9 protein-coding genes are annotated in these 19,884 nt (G+C 72.4%); all 9 read left to right on the forward strand.

Annotation, left to right across the window (positions count from 1 at the left end):
• Positions 1–367 precede the first annotated feature (367 nt).
• Complete coding sequence (glgX, locus tag GR130_RS32345; protein ID WP_159507988.1) at positions 368–2,635, forward strand: glycogen debranching protein GlgX; 2,268 nt, start codon at positions 368–370, stop codon at positions 2,633–2,635.
• Positions 2,636–2,778: 143 nt separating this feature from the next.
• Positions 2,779–4,902 (forward strand): ABC transporter ATP-binding protein, encoded by a 2,124-nt coding sequence (locus tag GR130_RS32350; protein ID WP_159507989.1) that lies wholly within the window; start codon positions 2,779–2,781, stop codon positions 4,900–4,902.
• Complete coding sequence (locus GR130_RS32355; protein WP_159507990.1) at positions 4,899–6,785, forward strand: ABC transporter ATP-binding protein; 1,887 nt, start codon at positions 4,899–4,901, stop codon at positions 6,783–6,785. The genes GR130_RS32350 and GR130_RS32355 overlap by 4 nt, the downstream gene beginning before the upstream one ends.
• Before the next feature lie 367 nt (positions 6,786–7,152).
• Complete coding sequence (locus GR130_RS32360) at positions 7,153–9,189, forward strand: M4 family metallopeptidase (protein WP_159507991.1); 2,037 nt, start codon at positions 7,153–7,155, stop codon at positions 9,187–9,189.
• Positions 9,190–9,476: 287 nt separating this feature from the next.
• Positions 9,477–11,111, forward strand: a complete 1,635-nt coding sequence (locus tag GR130_RS32365) for a M4 family metallopeptidase (RefSeq protein WP_159507992.1) — start codon at positions 9,477–9,479, stop codon at positions 11,109–11,111.
• Between the two features lie 629 nt (positions 11,112–11,740).
• The gene (locus tag GR130_RS32370; protein WP_159507993.1) at positions 11,741–13,744 is read left to right on the forward strand and encodes an alpha-1,4-glucan--maltose-1-phosphate maltosyltransferase; all 2,004 of its coding nucleotides are present in this window, start codon (positions 11,741–11,743) and stop codon (positions 13,742–13,744) included.
• Positions 13,741–15,459, forward strand: coding sequence for a maltose alpha-D-glucosyltransferase (gene treS, locus GR130_RS32375; RefSeq protein ID WP_159507994.1), 1,719 nt, complete (start codon positions 13,741–13,743; stop codon positions 15,457–15,459). The genes GR130_RS32370 and treS overlap by 4 nt, the downstream gene beginning before the upstream one ends.
• A 369-nt stretch (positions 15,460–15,828) precedes the next feature.
• Entirely contained in the window at positions 15,829–17,301 is a 1,473-nt protein-coding gene (locus tag GR130_RS32380) for a maltokinase N-terminal cap-like domain-containing protein (RefSeq protein WP_201305060.1), read from the forward strand.
• Positions 17,302–17,371: 70 nt separating this feature from the next.
• Positions 17,372–19,882 (forward strand): 1,4-alpha-glucan branching enzyme, encoded by a 2,511-nt coding sequence (gene glgB, locus GR130_RS32385; protein WP_443043708.1) that lies wholly within the window; start codon positions 17,372–17,374, stop codon positions 19,880–19,882.
• Positions 19,883–19,884: the final 2 nt, after the last annotated feature.

Consider the following 19,884-nt stretch of genomic DNA (forward strand, 5'->3'; position numbering starts at 1 on the left):
AAGCGTGAGGCAACGCCCGGTTGCGGGAAGAACAACGGAGACCAACGCAGCATGACGCCGAGCAGTGCGGCAGAAGGCAGCACGACGCTGGGCGACGCGGCACGAGGGGGCGACGCCGAACGGCGGGGATCGACACGGAACGAGGATCGCCGTGGACGACGGGGATCGACGCGGAACGGCGCGGCACGACACAGTACGACGCAGCAGGCACCGCACGACGCAGCACGACATTGCGGGCGGTGGGCCCGCGCGCGGCCGGGACTCCCCCAGCTCACGCTGGGTGGGGGTCCCCCCAGTGTGAGCTGGGGGAGCGCCGCCAGGCTCGGGGCCACCACTCGACCGAGCCCGAAGCCGCAGGAGGCCGGCAGTGTCCAGCGCACCCGAGCAGGAGGCGGTGGCGGGGGAACCTCTCACCGCGCCCGCGGACGTCCGCCCCGGCAGCCCGACGCCCCTCGGGGCCCGCTGCCGCACCGGGCCGGACGGCGTCGCGGGCACCAACTTCGCCTTGTGGGCGGGCGGCGCCGAGGCCGTCGAGCTCTGCCTCTTCGACGACGAAGGGCAGGAGACCCGCCACCCCCTCACCGAGCTGACCCACGAGATCTGGCACGGCTTCCTGCCCGGCGCCCGCCCGGGGCAGCGCTACGGCTACCGGGTGCACGGCCGCTGGGACCCCTGGACGGGCGCCCGCTGGAATCCGGCCAAGCTGCTGCTCGACCCGTACGCCCGCGCGGTGGACGGCGACTTCGGCACGTACACGGAAGCGGGCCCCGGAGGGCCCGCGCTGCCCGCCCAGCTCTACGGGCACGCCCGGGACTGGCCGCAGCAGCAGTACGCCGACACGGTGCGCGACGACCGCGACTCGGCGCCGTACGTCCCGAAGGGGGTGGTGGTCGCCGACGGCGAGGGCGGGGACGCGTGGCGGGACGACCGGCGGCCCAAGACGCCCTGGCCGGACTCCGTCCTCTACGAGCTGCACGTCCGGGGCTTCACGATGCGTCACCCCGGCATCCCGGAGGAGCTGCGCGGCACCTACGCGGGGCTGGCGCACCCGGCCGCGCTGGACCATCTGACCCGGCTCGGCGTCACCGCCGTCGAGCTGCTGCCGGTCCACCAGTTCGCGCACGAGGACCATCTGGTGCGCCGGGGGCTGCGCAACTACTGGGGCTACAACTCCATCGGCTACTTCGCGCCGCACGCGGGGTACGCCGCCACCGGTACCCGGGGCCAGCAGGTCGGCGAGTTCCAGCGGATGGTGCGGGCGCTGCACGACGCCGGTATCGAGGTGATCCTGGACGTCGTCTACAACCACACCGCGGAGGCCGGCGAACTGGGCCCGACGCTCTCCCTCCGGGGCATCGACAACCGCGGCTACTACCGCCTCCAGGGCGACGCCCGCCGCTACGCCGACTACACCGGCTGCGGCAACACCCTGCACGTCGTGCAGCCCAACGTGCTGCGGCTGATCACCGACTCGCTGCGCTACTGGGTCACCGAGATGGGGGTGGACGGCTTCCGCTTCGACCTGGCGGCGGCGCTGGCCCGCTCCCTGCACGACGTCGACATGCTCTCGCCGTTCCTCGCGGTGATCGCCCAGGACCCGGTGCTGCGCCGGGTCAAGCTGATCGCCGAGCCCTGGGACGTGGGCTCCGGCGGCTATCAGGTGGGCGCGTTCCCGCCCCTGTGGACGGAGTGGAACGACCGCTACCGCGACACCGTCCGCGACTTCTGGCGCGGCGGCGCGCAGGACGTCCGTGACCTGGGCTACCGGCTCTCCGGGTCGAGCGACCTGTACGCCTGGGGCGGCCGGCGCCCGTACGCCTCGGTCAACTTCATCACCGCGCACGACGGCTTCACCCTGCGCGACCTGGTCACCTACGAGCACAAGCACAACGAGGCCAACGGCGAGGACAACCGGGACGGCACCCACGACAACAGGTCCTGGAACTGCGGCGCCGAGGGCGAGACCGACGACCCCGGCGTCACCGCGCTGCGCCGCCGCCAGCTGCGCAACCTGCTGACCACCCTGCTGCTGTCGACCGGGGTCCCGATGCTGGTCGCCGGTGACGAGCTGGGCCGCACCCAGCACGGCAACAACAACGCCTACTGCCAGGACGGCCCCACCAGTTGGCTGGACTGGTCGCTCCTCGACGACCCCCACTGGCGGGCGCTCGCCGCCCTCACCGCCCGGCTGATCGCGCTGCGCCGCGCCCATCCGGTGCTCCGCCGCCGGGCGTTCTTCTCCGGCCGGCCGCAGCGGCACGGCGGGCTGCGCGATCTGGCGTGGTTCGGCACGGACGGCACGGAGATGACCGAGCCGGACTGGTACGCGCCGGGCGCCACCCTGGCCATGTACCTGTCCGGCAACGACATCCCGCAGCGCGACGACCGCGGTATCCGGATCGTCGACGACAGCTTCCTCGCCGTACTGCACGCCGGCGCGCAGCCGCGGGCGGTGACGCTGCCGGGGCCGCCGTGGGCGGGTGCGTACGAGCTGGTCGTGGACACCTCGGCCGAGGGGGCGGACGCCGACGGTGCGACGGACGGCGGGGCGCGGACGGCCGTGCGGTACGCGGCGGGGGGCGAGGTGGCGGTGCCCGGGCGGACGGTGCTGCTGTTCCGGGTGGTGCCGGCGTAGCGGAAACCGGCTGGTGGCCGGTGCCCGGTGGCTCACAGCTCGCGGAACGTCATGTTCCGGAAAGCGGGAGACCGTATGCGGAAGACCCGTATGCCGCAAAACCGCATGAGCGTTGTCAGTGGCTCGCCGTACGCTCGCGAGTGATGGCACTCACCACGCACCCGACGCCCCGGACCGACCCGGCGGACCCGGCCGAGCCGGTCCAACTCTCCGCCGTGCGCTCGCTGTTGCGCCTCTGGCCGTTCGTGCGGCCGGTGCGGGCGCGGCTGTTCACCGCCGCGTTCGTGGCGGTGGTCGCGTCGTGCATCGGCGTGGTCATCCCGCTGGTCCTCAAGTGGCTGGTGGACGGGCCGGTGGTGACCGGCGACACCGGAGGGGTGTGGTGGGGCGGCGGCTTCCTGCTGCTGCTCGGGCTCGCCGAGGCGGGCCTGTTCGGGCTGCGGCGGTGGCTGGTGGCGCGGCCGACGGCCGGGGTGGAGGCCGCGATGCGCGAGGCGCTCTACCGCCGTGTGCAGCGGCTGCCGGTCGCCTTCCACGACCGCTGGGCATCGGGGCAGTTGCTCTCCCGGGCCACGACGGATCTCACGGTGCTGCGCCTGTTCCTGGTCTTCCCGCTGACGTTCCTGGTGGTCAACGGCACGACGATCGCGGTGGGTTGTGCGATCCTGCTGGCCCAGCGCTGGTCGCTCGGGCTGGTGCTGCTGGCGCCGATGCTGCCGCTGATGGTGATGTGCTCGGTCTTCCAGGCCAAGTACGCGCAGGCCGCGCGCCGGGCGCAGGACCAGGTGGGCGATCTGACGACGGTCGTCGAGGAGTCGGTCCTCGGCATCCGGATCATCAAGGGGTTCGGCCGCCACCGCAGCCAGGCCCGCGCCTTCAAGGAGCTGACCCGGTCGGTCCGGACGACCGAACTGCGCAAGGCCCGGCTGCTGTCCGTCATCTGGGGCTTCAACACCCTCCTCCCGGAGCTCGCGGTGGGCACCGCGCTGGTGCTGGGGGCGGTCCAGGTGGCCGACGGCCGGCTGTCCGCGGGGACGCTCGTCGCCTTCCTGTCCACGGCGCTGGCGCTGCGCTGGCCGGTGGGTTCGATCGGCTTCCTGCTGGCGATGAGCAGTGCGGCGGCGACCGCGGCCGACCGCTATTTCGAGGTGATGGACGAGCCCCTGCCGGACGACCCGGCAGCACCGGACCGGGCAGTGGACCGGGCAGTGGACGGGACGGCGGGCCGGGCAGCGGAGGGGGCGGCAGACGGGGACGGGCCGCGCGCCGCGGACGTCGCCGGCGGCGGCCCGGCCGACTGTGCGCCGCCCGTCGGCGGCCTGGTCTTCGAAGCGGTCGAGTTCCGGTACCCGGACGCGCCGCCGGGCACCCCGGCCACCCTCCGAGGCGTCGACCTGCGCATCCGGCCCGGGGAGACGATGGCGCTGGTCGGGGCGACCGGCAGCGGGAAGACCACACTGACGGCGCTGGTGCCGCGGCTGTACGACCCCACGGCGGGCCGGATCACCCTGGACGGCCGCGATCTGGCCACGCTCGGCCGGGACGAGGCGCGGGCGATGGTGGCGGTGGCGTTCGAAGAGCCCACCCTGTTCTCGGCGACCGTGGCGGAGAACGTCCTCATGGGCGCGTCGGGCACCCCGGACGCCAAGGACGCGCAGCACGGCCAGGACGGCCGGCACGGCCAGGACGGCCACGGCGAGCGCGACGCCCCTGCCGACCGCACCGGCCTCGCCACCGCCCGGAGGACGGACCACCACGCAGCCCTGCGGCGGGCGTTGGAGGTGGCGCAGGCCGACGATTTCGTGGCTGCGCTCCCCCAGGGCGCCGCCACCGAGGTCGGCGAGCAGGGGCTGAGCCTGTCCGGAGGGCAGCGGCAGCGGCTGGCCCTGGCCCGCGCCGTGGTCGGCCGGCCGCGCTTCCTGATCCTCGACGACCCGCTCTCCGCCCTCGACGTCCATACCGAGGCCCTGGTGGAGGCGGCGCTGCGGAAGGTCCTGGCGGGCACCACCGCGCTGGTCGTCGCCCACCGCCCGTCCACGGTCCTGCTCGCCGACCGGGTGGCTCTGCTGTCGGGCGGCCGGATAGCCGCGGTCGGCACCCACCACCAACTCCTTCGGGACAGCCCGGAGTACGCCGCGCTGATGTCCGGTGCGGCGGAGCCCGAGGACGGCGGTCCCGCCCGGGACGGCGGCCCGGTCACCGGAGCCGGCCGCGGCACCACCCGTACCGACCGCAGCGGACCGCGCGAGGGGGAGAGCGCCCGATGACGACCACGGCGACCGGCCTGCCGGCCGACGACCCGGACAGCAGCGGCGAACGGGACGACGCCCCCTCCGGGCGGCGCCCCCGGGAGGCCGCCCCCGACGCCTTCGCGGCCGACCGGCTGCCCACCCCCAAGGGCGCCTCGCGCGCACTGCTGCGGTCCTTACTGGCGCCGCACCGCGGGCGCGTCCGGGCCGCCGCCCTCGTGCTGCTGCTCCAGCAGGTCGCCCTGCAGACCGGACCGCTGCTGGTCGCCTACGCCCTCGACCGCGCGGTGCCGGCGCTGCGGGCGGGCGACCACGGTCCGCTGATCGCGGTGGCGGTGGTGGCGGCGCTGTGCGCCACGGCGGCCGGCGGGCTGCAGTGCGCCTTCGTCCGGCTCTCCGCCCGGGCCAGCCAGGACGTGCTGGTCGAGCTGCGCGACCGGATCTTCCGGCACGCGCAGGCGCTCAGCCTGGATTTCCACGAGCGCTACACCTCCGGCCGGCTGATCTCCCGGGCCACCACCGACGTGGAGTCGCTGCGCGAACTCCTCGACGAGGGCCTCCAGGAGCTGGTCACGGTCGCCCTCTCGACGGTCTACATCACCGTGACCCTCCTCTGGCTGGACTGGGGGTTCGGCGCCGCCGCCCTGGTCTCCGCGGTGCCGCTGGCGCTCCTCGTCCGCTCCTTCCAGCGCCGCTCGAAGCGCGCGTACGAGAAGCGGTCCACCGCCGTCGCGGCCGTCATCGTCCGCTTCGCGGAGACCCTCAACGGCATCCGCCCGGTGCAGGCGTTCCGCCGCGAGCGGGCCAACGACGCGGCCTTCGCCCGGCTGAACGACCGCCATCTGCGGATCAACGGCGACGCGATACTGGAGATGGCGCGCTATACCGTCGGCTCCCGGGCGGTGGCCAACATCGCGATCGCCGCGATCGTCCTGTGGGGCGCCTACCGCGTCGCCACCGGCACTCTCGTCCTCGGTGTGCTGGCCGCCTCGGTGCTGTATCTGCGCCGGCTGTACGACCCCATCGACCGCCTCGGGATGTTCCTCAACGACTACCAGTCGGCGGCGGCTTCGCTGGAGAAGATCGCCGGGCTGCTCGCCCAGCGGCCGACCGTGCCCGAGCCCGCCGCACCGCGTGCGCTGCCGGCCGCGGCGCCCGCCCGGCCCGGCCGCGAAGTGGCCTTCCACGGTGTCCGGTTCGCGTACCGGACGGGTGCCGAGGTGCTGCCGCGCTTCGACCTCGCGCTCGCGCCGGGCACGACCGTGGCGGTGGTCGGCGCCACCGGCGCCGGCAAGTCCACCCTGGCCAAGCTGCTGGCCCGCTTCTACGACCCCACCCAGGGCCGGGTCCTGCTGGACGGCGTCGACCTGCGCGAACTGGCCGGCGCCGAGCTGCGCCGGGAGGTCGTCATGGTCACCCAGGAGGCGTTCCTGTTCTCCGGTACGGTCGCCGACAACATCACCGTCGGCCGTCCGGACGCCACCCGCGGGGAGGTGGAGCGGGCCGCGAAGGCGATCGGCGCCCATGACTTCATCGCCGCCCTCCCGGACGGCTACGACACCGACGTCCGCAAGCGCGGCGGCCGGATCTCCGCGGGCCAGCGGCAGTTGGTCGGCTTCGCCCGCGCGCTGCTCGCCGACCCGTCCGTCCTCATCCTGGACGAGGCGACCAGCTCGCTGGACATCCCGGGCGAGCGCGCGGTGCAGCGCGCCATGGCCACGGTGCTGCGCGCCCGTACGGCCCTGGTGATCGCCCACCGGCTGTCGACGGTGGAGATCGCCGACCGGGTGCTGGTGATGGCCGGCGGCCGGATCGTCGAGGACGGCAGCCCGGCCGAACTGGCCGCCGCCGGGGGCCGGTTCGCCCAGCTCCACCGGGCGTGGCGGGAGAGCGTCGGGTGACGGTCGGCCGTTCCGGCATCCCCAACTGCGCCGACGATGAAGGTGGTTCGCCCGCCCCTGCCTGAGGGCTGCGCCTCGGAATCCGGCCCGCTGTCCGGCTTCCGGACATCGATTTCGCCCAACGGACGTTTTCCGGCCAATTAGTTGGACTGCACCTGACAATCGCCCGGCGGCGGTGGCACTCTTCCCGGCAACCACCGCACGGATCCCCCACAGCGCCATCCCGGGCGGTCGCCTCTCTCGCACCACCTGTTCCCCCCACACGCTCCACCGTTCTGCCTCGCTCTGCCCGGACGGCCGCTCCGCCGCCCGGTCCCCCTCAGCCTCCGCCCTCCCCGAGGCCGGCGGCCCCGCAGAAGGAGTCAGTGTGAGACGCACCCCCCATGCACCGACCCGCCCCAGACGCACCACCGCCGCCTGCGCGCTCGTCGCGGCCACCGCGCTGCTGGCCGTCGGCGCACAGGCCGGCGCCGGAGCGGCCGAGCCGCGCGCCGCGGCCCGTCCCGGCACGGCGCACGCCACGCCGTTCGCCGGCGCGCTGCCGGCCAAGCTCTCCCCGTCCCAGCGTGCGGAGCTGATACGGAAGGCCACCGCCACCACCGCGGCCACCGCCCGGCAACTGCGGCTCGGTGCCCAGGAGAAGCTGGTCGTCAAGGACGTCGAGAAGGACGCCGACGGCACCCTGCACACCCGCTACGAGCGCACCTACCAGGGCCTGCCGGTCCTCGGCGGCGACCTCGTGGTGCACCAGGCCAGGAGCGGTGCGCTCAAGGGCGTCACCAGGGCCGTCCGCGCACGGCTCACGCTGGCGGGCACCACCGCCAGGATCACACCGGCCGCCGCCGCGGCGAAGGCCGTCAAGGCGGCCCAGGCCCGCGGCTCGAAGCGGACGGCGGCGGCGAAGGCGCCGCGCAAGGTGGTCTGGGCGGCCGACGGCACCCCGCGGCTGGCGTACGAGACGGTGGTCGGCGGCCTCCAGGACGACGGCACCCCCAACCAGCTGCACGTCGTCACCGACGCCACCACCGGCGCCAGGATCTTCGCGTACCAGGGCATCGAGAACGGCATCGGCAACAGCGAGTACAGCGGCCAGGTCACCATCGGGACGTCCGGCTCGTCGCCGAGCTTCACGATGACCGACGCCACCCGCGGCAACCACAAGACCTACGACCTCAACCACGGCTCGTCCGGGACCGGTTCGCTGCTCACCAACTCCACCGACACCTGGGGCGACGGCACCCCGCAGAACGCCGAGACCGCCGCGGTCGACGCCGCCTACGGTGCCCAGGAGACCTGGGACTACTACAAGGACGTGCACGGCCGCACCGGCATCCGGGGCGACGGCGTCGGCGCCTACTCCCGCGTCCACTACGGCGACAGCTACGTCAACGCCTTCTGGGACGACGGCTGCTTCTGCATGACGTACGGCGACGGCCAGGGCAACCAGAAGCCGCTGACCGAGCTGGACGTGGCCGGCCACGAGATGACGCACGGCGTCACCGCGGCCACCGCGGCCCTGAACTACAGCGGCGAGTCCGGCGGTCTCAACGAGGCGACCTCGGACATCTTCGGCACCTCCGTCGCGTTCTACGCCAACAACCCCGCCGACCCGGGCAGCTATCTCATCGGCAAGAAGATCGACATCAACGGCGACGGCACCCCGCTGCGCTACATGGACAAGCCGTCCAAGGACGGCTCCTCGGCCGACTACTGGTCGAGCGACGTCGGCAACCTCGACGTCCACTACTCCTCCGGCGTCGCCAACCACTACTTCTACCTGCTGTCCGAGGGCAGCGGCCCCAAGGACATCAACGGCGTCCACTACGACAGCCCGACCTCCGACAACCTGCCGGTCCCGGGCATCGGCCGGGCCAACGCGGAGCAGGTGTGGTTCAAGGCGCTCACCCAGTACATGAACGCCAACACCGACTACGCGGGCGCCCGCACCGCCACCCTCCAGGCCGCGGCCGACCTCTTCGGCCAGGGCAGCGCCACGTACAACACGGTCGCCGACACCTGGGCCGCGGTCAACGTCGGCTCCCGCGTCACGGACGGCGGCGGCACGGTCTTCGAGAGCACCGCAAAGGTGGCGATCCCGGACGCGGGTGCGGCGGTCACCTCGCCGATCTCCGTCAAGCGCAGTGGCAACGCCCCCGGCACCCTGAAGGTCGGGGTGGACATCACCCACTCCTACCGAGGCGACCTGGTGATCGACCTGCTCGCCCCGGACGGCACGGCCTACCGGCTGAAGAACGCGAACTCCCGTGACGCGGCCGCCGATGTGAAGGCGACCTACACCGTCAACGCCTCCGCGAAGCCGGCGCGCGGCACCTGGAAGCTGCGGGTCCGGGACGTCTACCCCGGCGACACCGGCACCCTCAACGGCTGGAAGTTGACGTTCTGACGGTGCGTGTCCACCTGATCGTCACCTGTATATGAAAGAGGCGCCACGGCGTCACTTGGATTCCGGCAACTCACCCGCTCTGCGGACAAGTTGGGCGCCGCTCCCGGCCTTCCGGGGGCGGCGCCCGGCTCCGTTATGCGGACAGCGTGCACCTCTCCACGAACGAGTTTCGGACAACCTCTTTACACCCCCCTGACATGCACGCGTTCGAATGGCAGTCTTCCCGACGCATGTCACACCCGCATCGCTTTGCACCCCCACCATTTGGCAAAGTTGAAGGAGCACGCGTGACCCCCCGCATATCCCGTAAGACCCGTGTGGCCGGTACCGCCTTCGCGGCGGCGGCCCTGCTCGCCGCCGGCATCACCGCCGGTACCGCCGGAGCCTCCCCCGCCCCCACCGCCTCCGCCCAGGGCGGCTCCCCGCTCAAGCTGAGCGGCTCGCACCGCGCGGAACTGCTCCGCGACGCCGGTGCCGCCCGCGCGCAGACCGCGAAGGCGCTCGGCCTCGGCTCCCAGGAGCAGCTGGTCGCCAGGGACGTCATCAAGGACGCCGACGGCACCACGCACACCCGCTACGACCGCACCTACGCCGGACTGCCGGTGCTGGGCGGCGACTTGGTGGTGCACACCGCCAAGGGCGGCGCGATCAAGAGCACCACCAAGGCGGCGAAGTCCGCCATCGCGGTGCCCTCCACCACGGCGAAGATCGCCCCCAAGGCGGCCGCGCTGGCCGCCGAGTCGACCGCCACCAAGACCATCGGCGCCAAGAAGGCCGACGCGCAGACGCCGCGCAAGGTGATCTGGGCCGCCAAGGGCACCCCGGTGCTGGCGTACGAGACCGTGGTCGGCGGCCTCCAGAAGGACGGCACCCCCAACGAGCTGCACGTCATCACCGACGCGAACACCGGCAAGAAGCTCTTCCAGTACCAGGGCATCGAGAACGGCGTCGGCAACAGCGAGTACGCCGGCAAGGTCGACGTCGCCAGCAAGAAGGGCGGCAACGGCTACGAGCTGACCGACGACAGCCGCGGCGGCCACCAGACGTTCGACCTCGGCGGCAGCGAGAGCGGCAACGGCAAGCTCTTCACCAACTCCACCGACACGTGGGGCGACGGCAAGCCGGAGAACCCGCAGACCGCCGCCGTCGACGCCGCCTACGGCGCCCAGGAGACCTGGGACTACTACAAGAACGTGCACGGCCGCAGCGGCATCAAGGGCGACGGCAAGGGCGCGACCTCCCGCGTCCACTACGGCCAGAACTACGTCAACGCCTTCTGGGACGACGGCTGCTTCTGCATGACGTACGGCGACGGCCAGGGCAACAAGAAGCCGCTGACCGCGCTGGACGTGGCCGGCCACGAGATGTCGCACGGCGTCACCGCGGCCACCGCGAAGCTGGAGTACAGCGGCGAGTCCGGCGGCCTGAACGAGGCCACCTCGGACATCTTCGGCGCCTCCGTCGCGTTCTACGCCAAGAACCCCGCCGAGCCGGGCAGCTACTTCATCGGCAAGAAGATCGACATCAACGGCGACGGCAAGCCGCTGCGCTACATGGACAAGCCCAGCAAGGACGGCCAGTCGCTGGACAACTGGAGCGCCGACGCCGGCAACGTCGACGTCCACTACTCCTCCGGCATCGCCAACCACTTCTTCTACCTGCTGTCCGAGGGCAGCGGCCCGAAGGACGCCAACGGCGACCACTACGACAGCCCGACCGCCGACGGCTCCAAGGTCACCGGCATCGGCCGGGACAAGGCCGAGAAGATCTGGTTCAAGGCGCTGACCGCCTACATGACCTCGACCACCGACTACAAGGCCGCCCGCGAGGCGACCGTCAAGGCCGCCACCGACCTCTACGGTGCGGACAGCGCCGAGGTCAAGGGCGTCGAGTCGGCCTGGACCGGCGTCAACGTCAAGTGAGCCATCTGCTGACATAGCGTCAGGCAGACTCGCGCAACGGCTGATTGGGCACCCGCCCGATCGCGCACCGAGCGCACCGGGGTGCTCCCACCCCAGGAGCGGGGCGGTGTCCGGAAGTGTTCCGGGCACCGCCCCGCTCGCATGCCGCCGCCCCGCTACCGCCCGGTCCGCCGATATGGCCGATTCCACCCCCTGGTGCGCTCTTGTACGGACCCCGCCGCGGCGAGAGGCTGCGGTGGCGCGCCGACGGGCCCCGGCGCGGCACCGGACTTCCGCACACCGCAACTCCGCTGTGATCACACCGAGTTGAGGAGGCGAACGCCGACCGTGGCAGCACCGAGCCACCGCCGCCCGCCAGGGCGCCGGGCCCTGCCCGCCGGATCGCGGGGCGTGAGCGGTTACGTATCAGTAGTTCACGTTCCGGCTGATTTCCCGGCCACCCCGCACGGGAAGGCTCACCGGGTACGCCGTTCCTCGCACACGATCCGCAGGACCCGATCCGGTCCGCCGTGCCATCCGCCAGCAGAGTGAAAGCGGACAGGAGCGCCCATGCCCGCACCCCGTCCTCCTACCGTGGAGCGGATACAAAGGACAAAACCCCGCAAAGCATCACAAGCCCAGGTGAGCCCATGATCGGTCGCATCCCTGTTCTGGACATCCGCCCGCAGATCGACTGCGGCCGTCGCCCGGCGAAGGCGGTGGTGGACGAGACCTTCGAGGTCTCGGCCACCGTCTTCCGCGAAGGACACGACGCAGTCGCCGCGAACGTGGTGCTGCGCAACCCCGCGGGCCGCTGCGGCCCCTGGACCCCGATGCGGGAGCGGGCACCGGGCACCGACCGGTGGACGGCCGAGGTCACGCCGGGGATCGAGGGGCGCTGGACGTTCACCGTGGAGGCGTGGTCCGACCCGGTCGCCACCTGGCGCAAGCACGCCGCGGTCAAGATCCCGGCCGGTATCGACACCGAGCTGGTGCTCGCCGAGGGCGCCGAGCTGCACGAACGGGCCGCCGCCGAGGTCCCCAAGAGCGACGGCCGGGAGTCCGTGCTCACCGCCGTCGACGCGCTGCGCGACACCGGCCGGCCGGCCGCCACCCGACTCGCCGCCGCGCTCGCCCCGGAGGTCGTCGAGGCCCTGGACCGCCATCCGCTGCGCGAACTGCTCACCGTCTCACGCCCGATGCCGCTCGTCGTCGAGCGCCGCCGAGCCCTGTACGGCTCGTGGTACGAGCTCTTCCCGCGCTCCGAGGGCGCCGTCACCGGACCGGACGGCACCGCCGCGAGCGGCACCCTGCGGACCGCCGCCGAGCGGCTGCCGGCGGTCGCCGCGATGGGTTTCGACGTGGTCTACCTCCCGCCGGTCCACCCCATCGGCACGTCCTTCCGCAAGGGCCCCGACAACGCGCTGTCCGCGGGCCCGGACGACGTCGGCTCCCCCTGGGCCATCGGCTCGCCGGCCGGCGGCCACGACGCGCTCCACCCCGAACTGGGCACCTTCGAGGACTTCGACCACTTCGTACGGACCGCCCGCGACCTGCGGATGGAGGTGGCGCTGGACTTCGCCCTCCAGTGCTCCCCCGACCACCCCTGGGTCACCCTGCACCCCCAGTGGTTCCACCACCGCTCCGACGGCTCCATCGCCTACGCGGAGAACCCGCCGAAGAAGTACCAGGACATCTACCCCATCGCCTTCGACGGCGACTTCCGCGGGCTGGTCCGCGAGACCGAGCGGCTGCTGCGCTTCTGGATGGCCAAGGGCGTTCGGATCTTCCGGGTGGACAACCCGCACACCAAGCCGGTGGCGTTCTGGGAGAAGGTCATCAGCGACATCAACCGCACCGACCCGGACGTGCTGTTCCTGGCCGAGGCGTTCACCCGCCCCGCGATGCTGCACACCCTCGCCCAGATCGGCTTCCACCAGTCGTACACCTACTTCACCTGGCGCAACACCAAGCAGGAGCTGACCGAGTACCTCACCGAGCTGACCGGCGAGAGCGCCGGCTACCTGCGGCCCAACTTCTTCGTGAACACCCCCGACATCCTGCACGCCTACCTCCAGGAGGGCGGCCGGCCCGCCTTCGAGGTGCGCGCCGTGCTGGCCGCCACCCTCTCCCCGACGTGGGGCGTCTACGCGGGGTACGAGCTGTGCGAGGGGACCCCGCTGCGGCCCGGCAGCGAGGAGTACCTCGACTCGGAGAAGTACCAACTCAGGCCCCGCGACTGGGAGTCCGCGGCCCGCGAGGGGCGTACCATCGCCCCGCTCATCACCGCCCTCAACCGGGTCCGCCGCCGCCATCCCGCACTCCAGCAGCTGCGCAACCTGCACTTCCACCGCGTCGACGACGACGCCGTCATCGCCTACTCGAAACGCGAGGGGCACGGCGACGGAGCCGACACGGTGCTCACAGTGGTCAACCTCGACCCGCACCACACCCACGAGGCGACGGTGTCGTTGGACATGCCGGAACTCGGCCTCGGCCGGCACGATTCCTTCCCGGTGCGCGACGAGCTCACCGGCGACACCTACCACTGGGGCAGGGACAACTATGTGCGCCTGGAGCCGGGCAGTTCGCTCGCGCCCGCTCATGTGCTGTCACTGCGACCGTCCTCACCGATCGGAGGGTCACCCAATTGATCGTCAATGAGCCTGTTCCCGACACGTTCGAAGACACCCCGGAGAAGGACCGGGACCCCGGATGGTTCAAACGGGCCGTCTTCTACGAGGTCCTGGTGCGCTCGTTCCAGGACAGCAACGGCGACGGCATCGGGGACCTCAAAGGCATCACGGCCAAGCTGGACTACCTGCAATGGCTGGGGGTGGACTGTCTGTGGCTGCCGCCGTTCTTCAAGTCCCCGCTGCGGGACGGCGGCTACGACGTCTCCGACTACACCGCGGTACTCCCCGAGTTCGGCGACCTGGCCGACTTCGTGGAGTTCGTGGACGCCGCGCACCACCGCGGAATGCGGGTCATCATCGACATGGTGATGAACCACACCAGCGATCAGCACCCGTGGTTCCAGGAATCCCGTACCGATCCGGAAGGGCCGTACGGCGACTACTACGTCTGGGCCGACGACGACAAGCAGTACGCCGACGCCCGGATCATCTTCGTCGACACCGAAGCCTCCAACTGGACCTTCGACCCGGTCCGCAAGCAGTACTACTGGCACCGGTTCTTCTCCCACCAGCCGGACCTCAACTACGAGAACCCGGCCGTCCAGGAGGAGATGATCTCCGCCCTGCGGTTCTGGCTCGACCTGGGGATCGACGGCTTCCGGCTGGACGCGGTGCCGTACCTCTACGCCGAGGAGGGCACCAACTGCGAGAACCTGCCCGCCTCGCACGCCTTCCTCAAGCGGGTCCGCGCGGAGATCGACGCGCACTACCCGGACACCGTGCTGCTGGCCGAGGCCAACCAGTGGCCGGAGGACGTGGTCGACTACTTCGGCGACTACGGGGTCGGCGGCGACGAATGCCACATGGCCTTCCACTTCCCGGTCATGCCGCGCATCTTCATGGCGGTCCGCCGTGAATCCCGCTACCCGGTCTCGGAGATCCTCGCCAAGACCCCGCAGATCCCCTCCGGCTGCCAGTGGGGCATCTTCCTGCGCAACCACGACGAGCTGACCCTCGAAATGGTCACGGACGAAGAGCGCGACTACATGTACGCGGAATACGCGAAGGACCCGCGTATGCGCGCCAACATCGGCATCCGCCGCCGGCTCGCCCCGCTGCTGGACAACGACCGCAACCAGATCGAACTCTTCACCGCGCTGCTGCTCTCGCTGCCCGGCTCGCCGATCCTCTACTACGGCGACGAGATCGGGATGGGCGACAACATCTGGCTCGGCGACCGCGACGCGGTGCGCACGCCGATGCAGTGGACGCCGGACCGCAACGCCGGATTCTCCTCGTCCGACCCGGGCCGGCTGTTCCTGCCGACCATCATGGATCCCGTCTACGGCTACCAGGTCACCAACGTCGAGGCCGCGATGAGCTCGCCGTCGTCGCTGCTGCACTGGACCCGCCGGATGATCGAGATCCGCAAGCAGAACCCGGCGTTCGGGCTCGGCAGCTACACCGAACTGCCCTCCTCGAACCCCGCGGTGCTGGCGTTCCTGCGGGAGGCGCCGGGCAGCGACGGCGCGGACGACGACCTGGTGCTGTGCGTGCACAACTTCTCGCGCTTCGCGCAGCCGACGGAGCTGGACCTGCAGTCCTTCAACGGCCGCCATCCGGTGGAACTCATCGGCGGCGTGCGCTTCCCCGCCATCGGCCAGCTGCCGTACCTGCTGACCCTCGCGGGCCACGGCTTCTACTGGTTCCGACTGCGCAAGAACCCCGCTTAGCTCCTGCCCCACCGGGCACGGGCCCCGGGTTGCTCCCCGCCCGTACGCGGCCTGCCGGCGCGTACGGGCGTTTTCTGACCTTCGGCTCGGGCAACCTCCCTACTACCGCACGGGCCGCGAGGGCCATGGACGGTCCCCCCGGCCCGGGTGGGGGTCCCCTGCTCGTCAGAGCTCGGGGGCGAGGGTCCCCCCTGCTCGTCAGAGTTCGGGGGAGCACCGCCGCACAGCGAAGCGAACGCCCAGAAACGCCGAAAACGCGCGCGCGTACGGACGATCTCGCCCGACACGTCCCATACCGCCGCTCAGTGAAGGCCGCATTCCGGGACACTTTGCCTATCTGTCGTGTGCCCGGGGAAAGGACGCGACGCCATGTCGGACACCGCCTCGACCCGTGCCACCCGAAACACCCCTGACCGCCCGCTGGTCACCGCCCCCGACCTGCTGTCCTCGCTGGCACCGCTGCTCGCCGAATGGGTGCCCCGCCAGCGCTGGTTCGCCGGCAAGGGACGGCTGATCACCGGCTTCACGCTGGTCTCGGCGACCGAACTGCTGCCGTCCAACGGCGACGGCGACGGCGGCGGCGGCACACCGGGGCTGCTCCAGATGCTGATCCGCGCCCAGCAGAGCGCCCCGCCGGGCCGCGCGCCGGCCGGCGGGGACTGCTACCAGCTGCTGCTGGGCGCCCATCCCGCGCCGCCGCCGCAGCTGGCGCCCGCGGTGATCGGCCGCCCGGCCGGCGGCCCGCTGCGCGGCCGCACCGTCTACGACGCGCTGCTCGACAACCGGCTCTGCGGGCTGCTGCTGGAGCGGCTGCGGGTCCCCGGCCGGATCGGGGCGCTGCGCTTCTGCCGGGAGCCGGACACCGACATCCCCACCGGGCTGACCGCCCGGCCGATCGCCGTCGAGCAGTCCAACTCGTCCATCGTCTATGGAGATACGTTCATTCTGAAGGTCTTCCGGCGGATCGAGCCCGGTGTCAACCCGGACCTGGAGCTGCCGCGCGCCCTGGCCGGCGCCCAGTGCGCCCGGGTCCCGGCCCCCGCCGCCTGGTTCGAGGCGGCGACCCCCGAGGAGACCGGCGAGGCGACCACGCTGGGCGTCCTCCAGCCGTTCCTGCCCGGTTCGGCGGACGGCTGGCAGCTGGCCCTCAACGCGCTCGCGGTGCGCGCCGACTTCACCGGGTCGGCACGGGCCCTCGGCCATGCCACCGCAGAGGTGCACACCGCGCTCGCCCAGACCCTGCCCACCACCGAACTGCGCCGCCCGCAGCTGGAGGTGATCGCCGCCCAGATGCACGAGCGGCTGGAGGCGACCGCGCGCGCCGTACCGGTACTCCAGCCCTACCGCGGGCGGCTGCGCACCGCCTTCGACGCGCTCGCCGCGGTCGGCCACGACGGCCGCAGCTGGGCCGCCCAGCGCATCCACGGCGACCTCCATCTGGGCCAGACGCTGCGCTCGGCCCGGGGAGGCCACTGGTCCCTGATCGACTTCGAGGGCGAACCGGCCCGGCCGCTGGCCGAGCGGCGCCGCCCCCAGCCGGCCGTCCGCGACGTGGCGGCGATGCTCCGCTCCTTCGACTACGCGGCCCGCAGCGGACCGGCCGGCGGCGACCCCTGGGCGCTGGACTGGGCCCGCCGCACCCGCGCCGCCTACTGCCTGGGCTATGCCGAGGCCGGCGGCCTGGACCCGCGCTCCGCCCCGGAACTGATGCGCGCCTACGAGACGGACAAGGCCGTCTACGAGGTGCTGTACGAGGCGCGGCACCGGCCCGACTGGCTGTCCGTGCCGATGGCGGCGATCCGCCGGCTGGCGGCCTGCGGGGAGCCGGGGGCGGCCGGCTGACCCACGCCCGTACGCCGGGCCCGCCCCACCCGCCAGGCACCGACCGAACCCGCCCCTAGGAGGCCCCCTCGTGACCGCCCGCCCGTCACCCGCCACCACCCCGGACGGAATCGCTTCGCGATGCTCCCCCACATCGCCGTCACCCGCCACCACCCCGGACGGAATCGCTTCGCGATGCTCCCCCACATCGCCGTCACCCGCCACCACCCCGGACGGAATCGCTTCGCGATGCTCCCCCGCATCGCCGTCACCCCCCGCCACCACCCCGGACGGACTCTCCCCGGGGCTCCGTCCCGGAGGCCCCCCGCCACACGACCCCACCGCACGGGCCGCCGCCCCCCAGGCCGCTCCCCAGGCCCCCGCCCCGGCCGCCGGCGGCCGGCCGCTGCCCGCCGCCGAGCCGCTGTCCGACGAGGACCGCGGGCGGCTGCTCGGCGGCGCGCACCACGACCCGCATGCCCTGCTCGGCGCGCACCCGGTGTCCGGCGGACTGCGGATCCGGGTGCTGCGGCCGTACGCGAAGGCCGTCACGGTCGTGGGGAAGGGGCTGCGGGCCACGCTCCGCTCCGAAGGGGACGGGCTGTTCGCCGGCGTCCTGCCGCTGCGCGCGGTCCCGGACTACGAGCTGCTGGTCGACTACGGCGACGGCGGCCGGCTGACCGTACGGGACCCGTACCGCTTTCTGCCGGCGCTCGGGGAGCTGGATCTGCACCTGTTCGGCGAGGGCCGGCACGAGCAGCTGTGGCAGGCGCTGGGGGCGCGGACCATGGAACACCAGGGCGTGCTCGGCACCCGCTTCACGGTGTGGGCACCCAACGCCCAAGGGGTGCGGGTCGTCGGGGACTTCAACTACTGGGACGGCACCGGCTTCCCGATGCGGTCGCTGGGGTCGTCCGGGGTCTGGGAGCTGTTCCTGCCGGGCATCGGCGAGGGCGAGCTGTACAAGTTCGAGATCACCCGGCCGGACGGCTCGAAGACCGTGCGCGCCGACCCGATGGCGCGCCGGACCGAGTGCCCGCCGGCCAGCGCGTCGGTGGTGGAGGCGTCGCACTACCGCTGGCGGGACGCCGACTGGATGGCCCGGCGCGGTGCGCGGCCGGTGCACACCTCGCCGTTCTCGGTCTACGAGATCCACCTCCCGTCCTGGCGGCCCGGTCTCACCTACCGCCAGCTGGCCGCCCAACTCCCCTCCTACGTCAAGGACCTGGGATTCACGCACGTGGAGTTCATGCCGGTCGCCGAGCACCCCTTCGGCGGCTCGTGGGGCTACCAGGTGACCGGTTTCTACGCGCCCACCGCCCGTATGGGCACCCCGGACGACTTCCGGTTCCTGATCGACGCGCTGCACCGGGCGGGGATCGGCGTGCTGATGGACTGGGTGCCGGCGCACTTCCCGCGCGACGACTGGGCGCTGGCCGAGTTCGACGGGCGCCCGCTGTACGAGCCGGGGGACCCGGCACGGGCCGCGCACCCGGACTGGGGCACGCTGGAGTTCGACTACGGCCGTACCGAGGTGCGCAACTTCCTGGTCGCCAACGCGGTGTACTGGTGCGAGGAGTTCCACATCGACGGGCTGCGGGTGGACGCGGTCGCCTCGATGCTCTACCTCGACTACTCGCGCGGGGACGGCGGCTGGACGCCGAACGCCCACGGCGGGCGGGAGAACCTGGACGCGGTCGCCTTCCTCCAGGAGATGAACGCGACGGTCTACCGGCGCTGCCCGGGCGTCGTCACCATCGCCGAGGAGTCCACCGCCTGGGACGGCGTCACCCGCGCCACGCACCACGTCGGGGCGGGCGGCTTCGGCGGGCTGGGCTTCGGGCTGAAGTGGAACATGGGCTGGATGCACGACTCCCTCGGCTACGTCGAGAAGGAGCCGGTGCACCGCAAGTACCACCACGGCGAGATGACCTTCTCGATGATCTACGCCTATTCGGAGAACTACGTCCTGCCGATCTCGCACGACGAGGTGGTGCACGGCAAGCGCGCCCTGGTGTCGAAGATGCCCGGCGACTGGTGGCAGCAGCGCGCCAACCACCGCGCGTACCTGGGCTTCATGTGGGCCCACCCGGGCAAGCAACTCCTCTTCATGGGGCAGGAGTTCGCCCAGGGCGCGGAGTGGGCGGAGAGCCACGGCCCGGACTGGTGGCTGCTGGACCCGTCGTACGAGGCGGAGCCGGACCACCGGGGCGTGCGCGATCTGGTGCGCGACCTCAACCGCCGGTACGCGGCCCTCCCCGCTCTGTGGGAGCGCGACACCGACCCCGCGGGCTTCTCGTGGATCGACGGCGGCGCGAGCGAGGACAACGTCTTCTCCTTCCTCCGCCACGCCGCCGACGGCAGCCCGCTCGTCGCGGTGACCAACTTCTCGCCCGTCGTGCGCCACGCGTACCGCATCGGCGTCCCGGACCGCGTCCCCGCCTGGCGCGAGGTCCTCAACACCGACGACCCCCGCTACGGCGGCAGCGGCGTCGCCAACCCCGCCTCCCTGCCCGCCGAACCGGTCCCCTGGAACGGCCGCGAGCGCTCCGTCGCGGCGGTCCTGCCGCCGCTGGCCACGCTCTGGCTGCTGCCCGGATAGCC

The organism is Streptomyces sp. GS7 (assembly GCF_009834125.1).
Classification (GTDB): Bacteria; Actinomycetota; Actinomycetes; order Streptomycetales; family Streptomycetaceae; genus Streptomyces.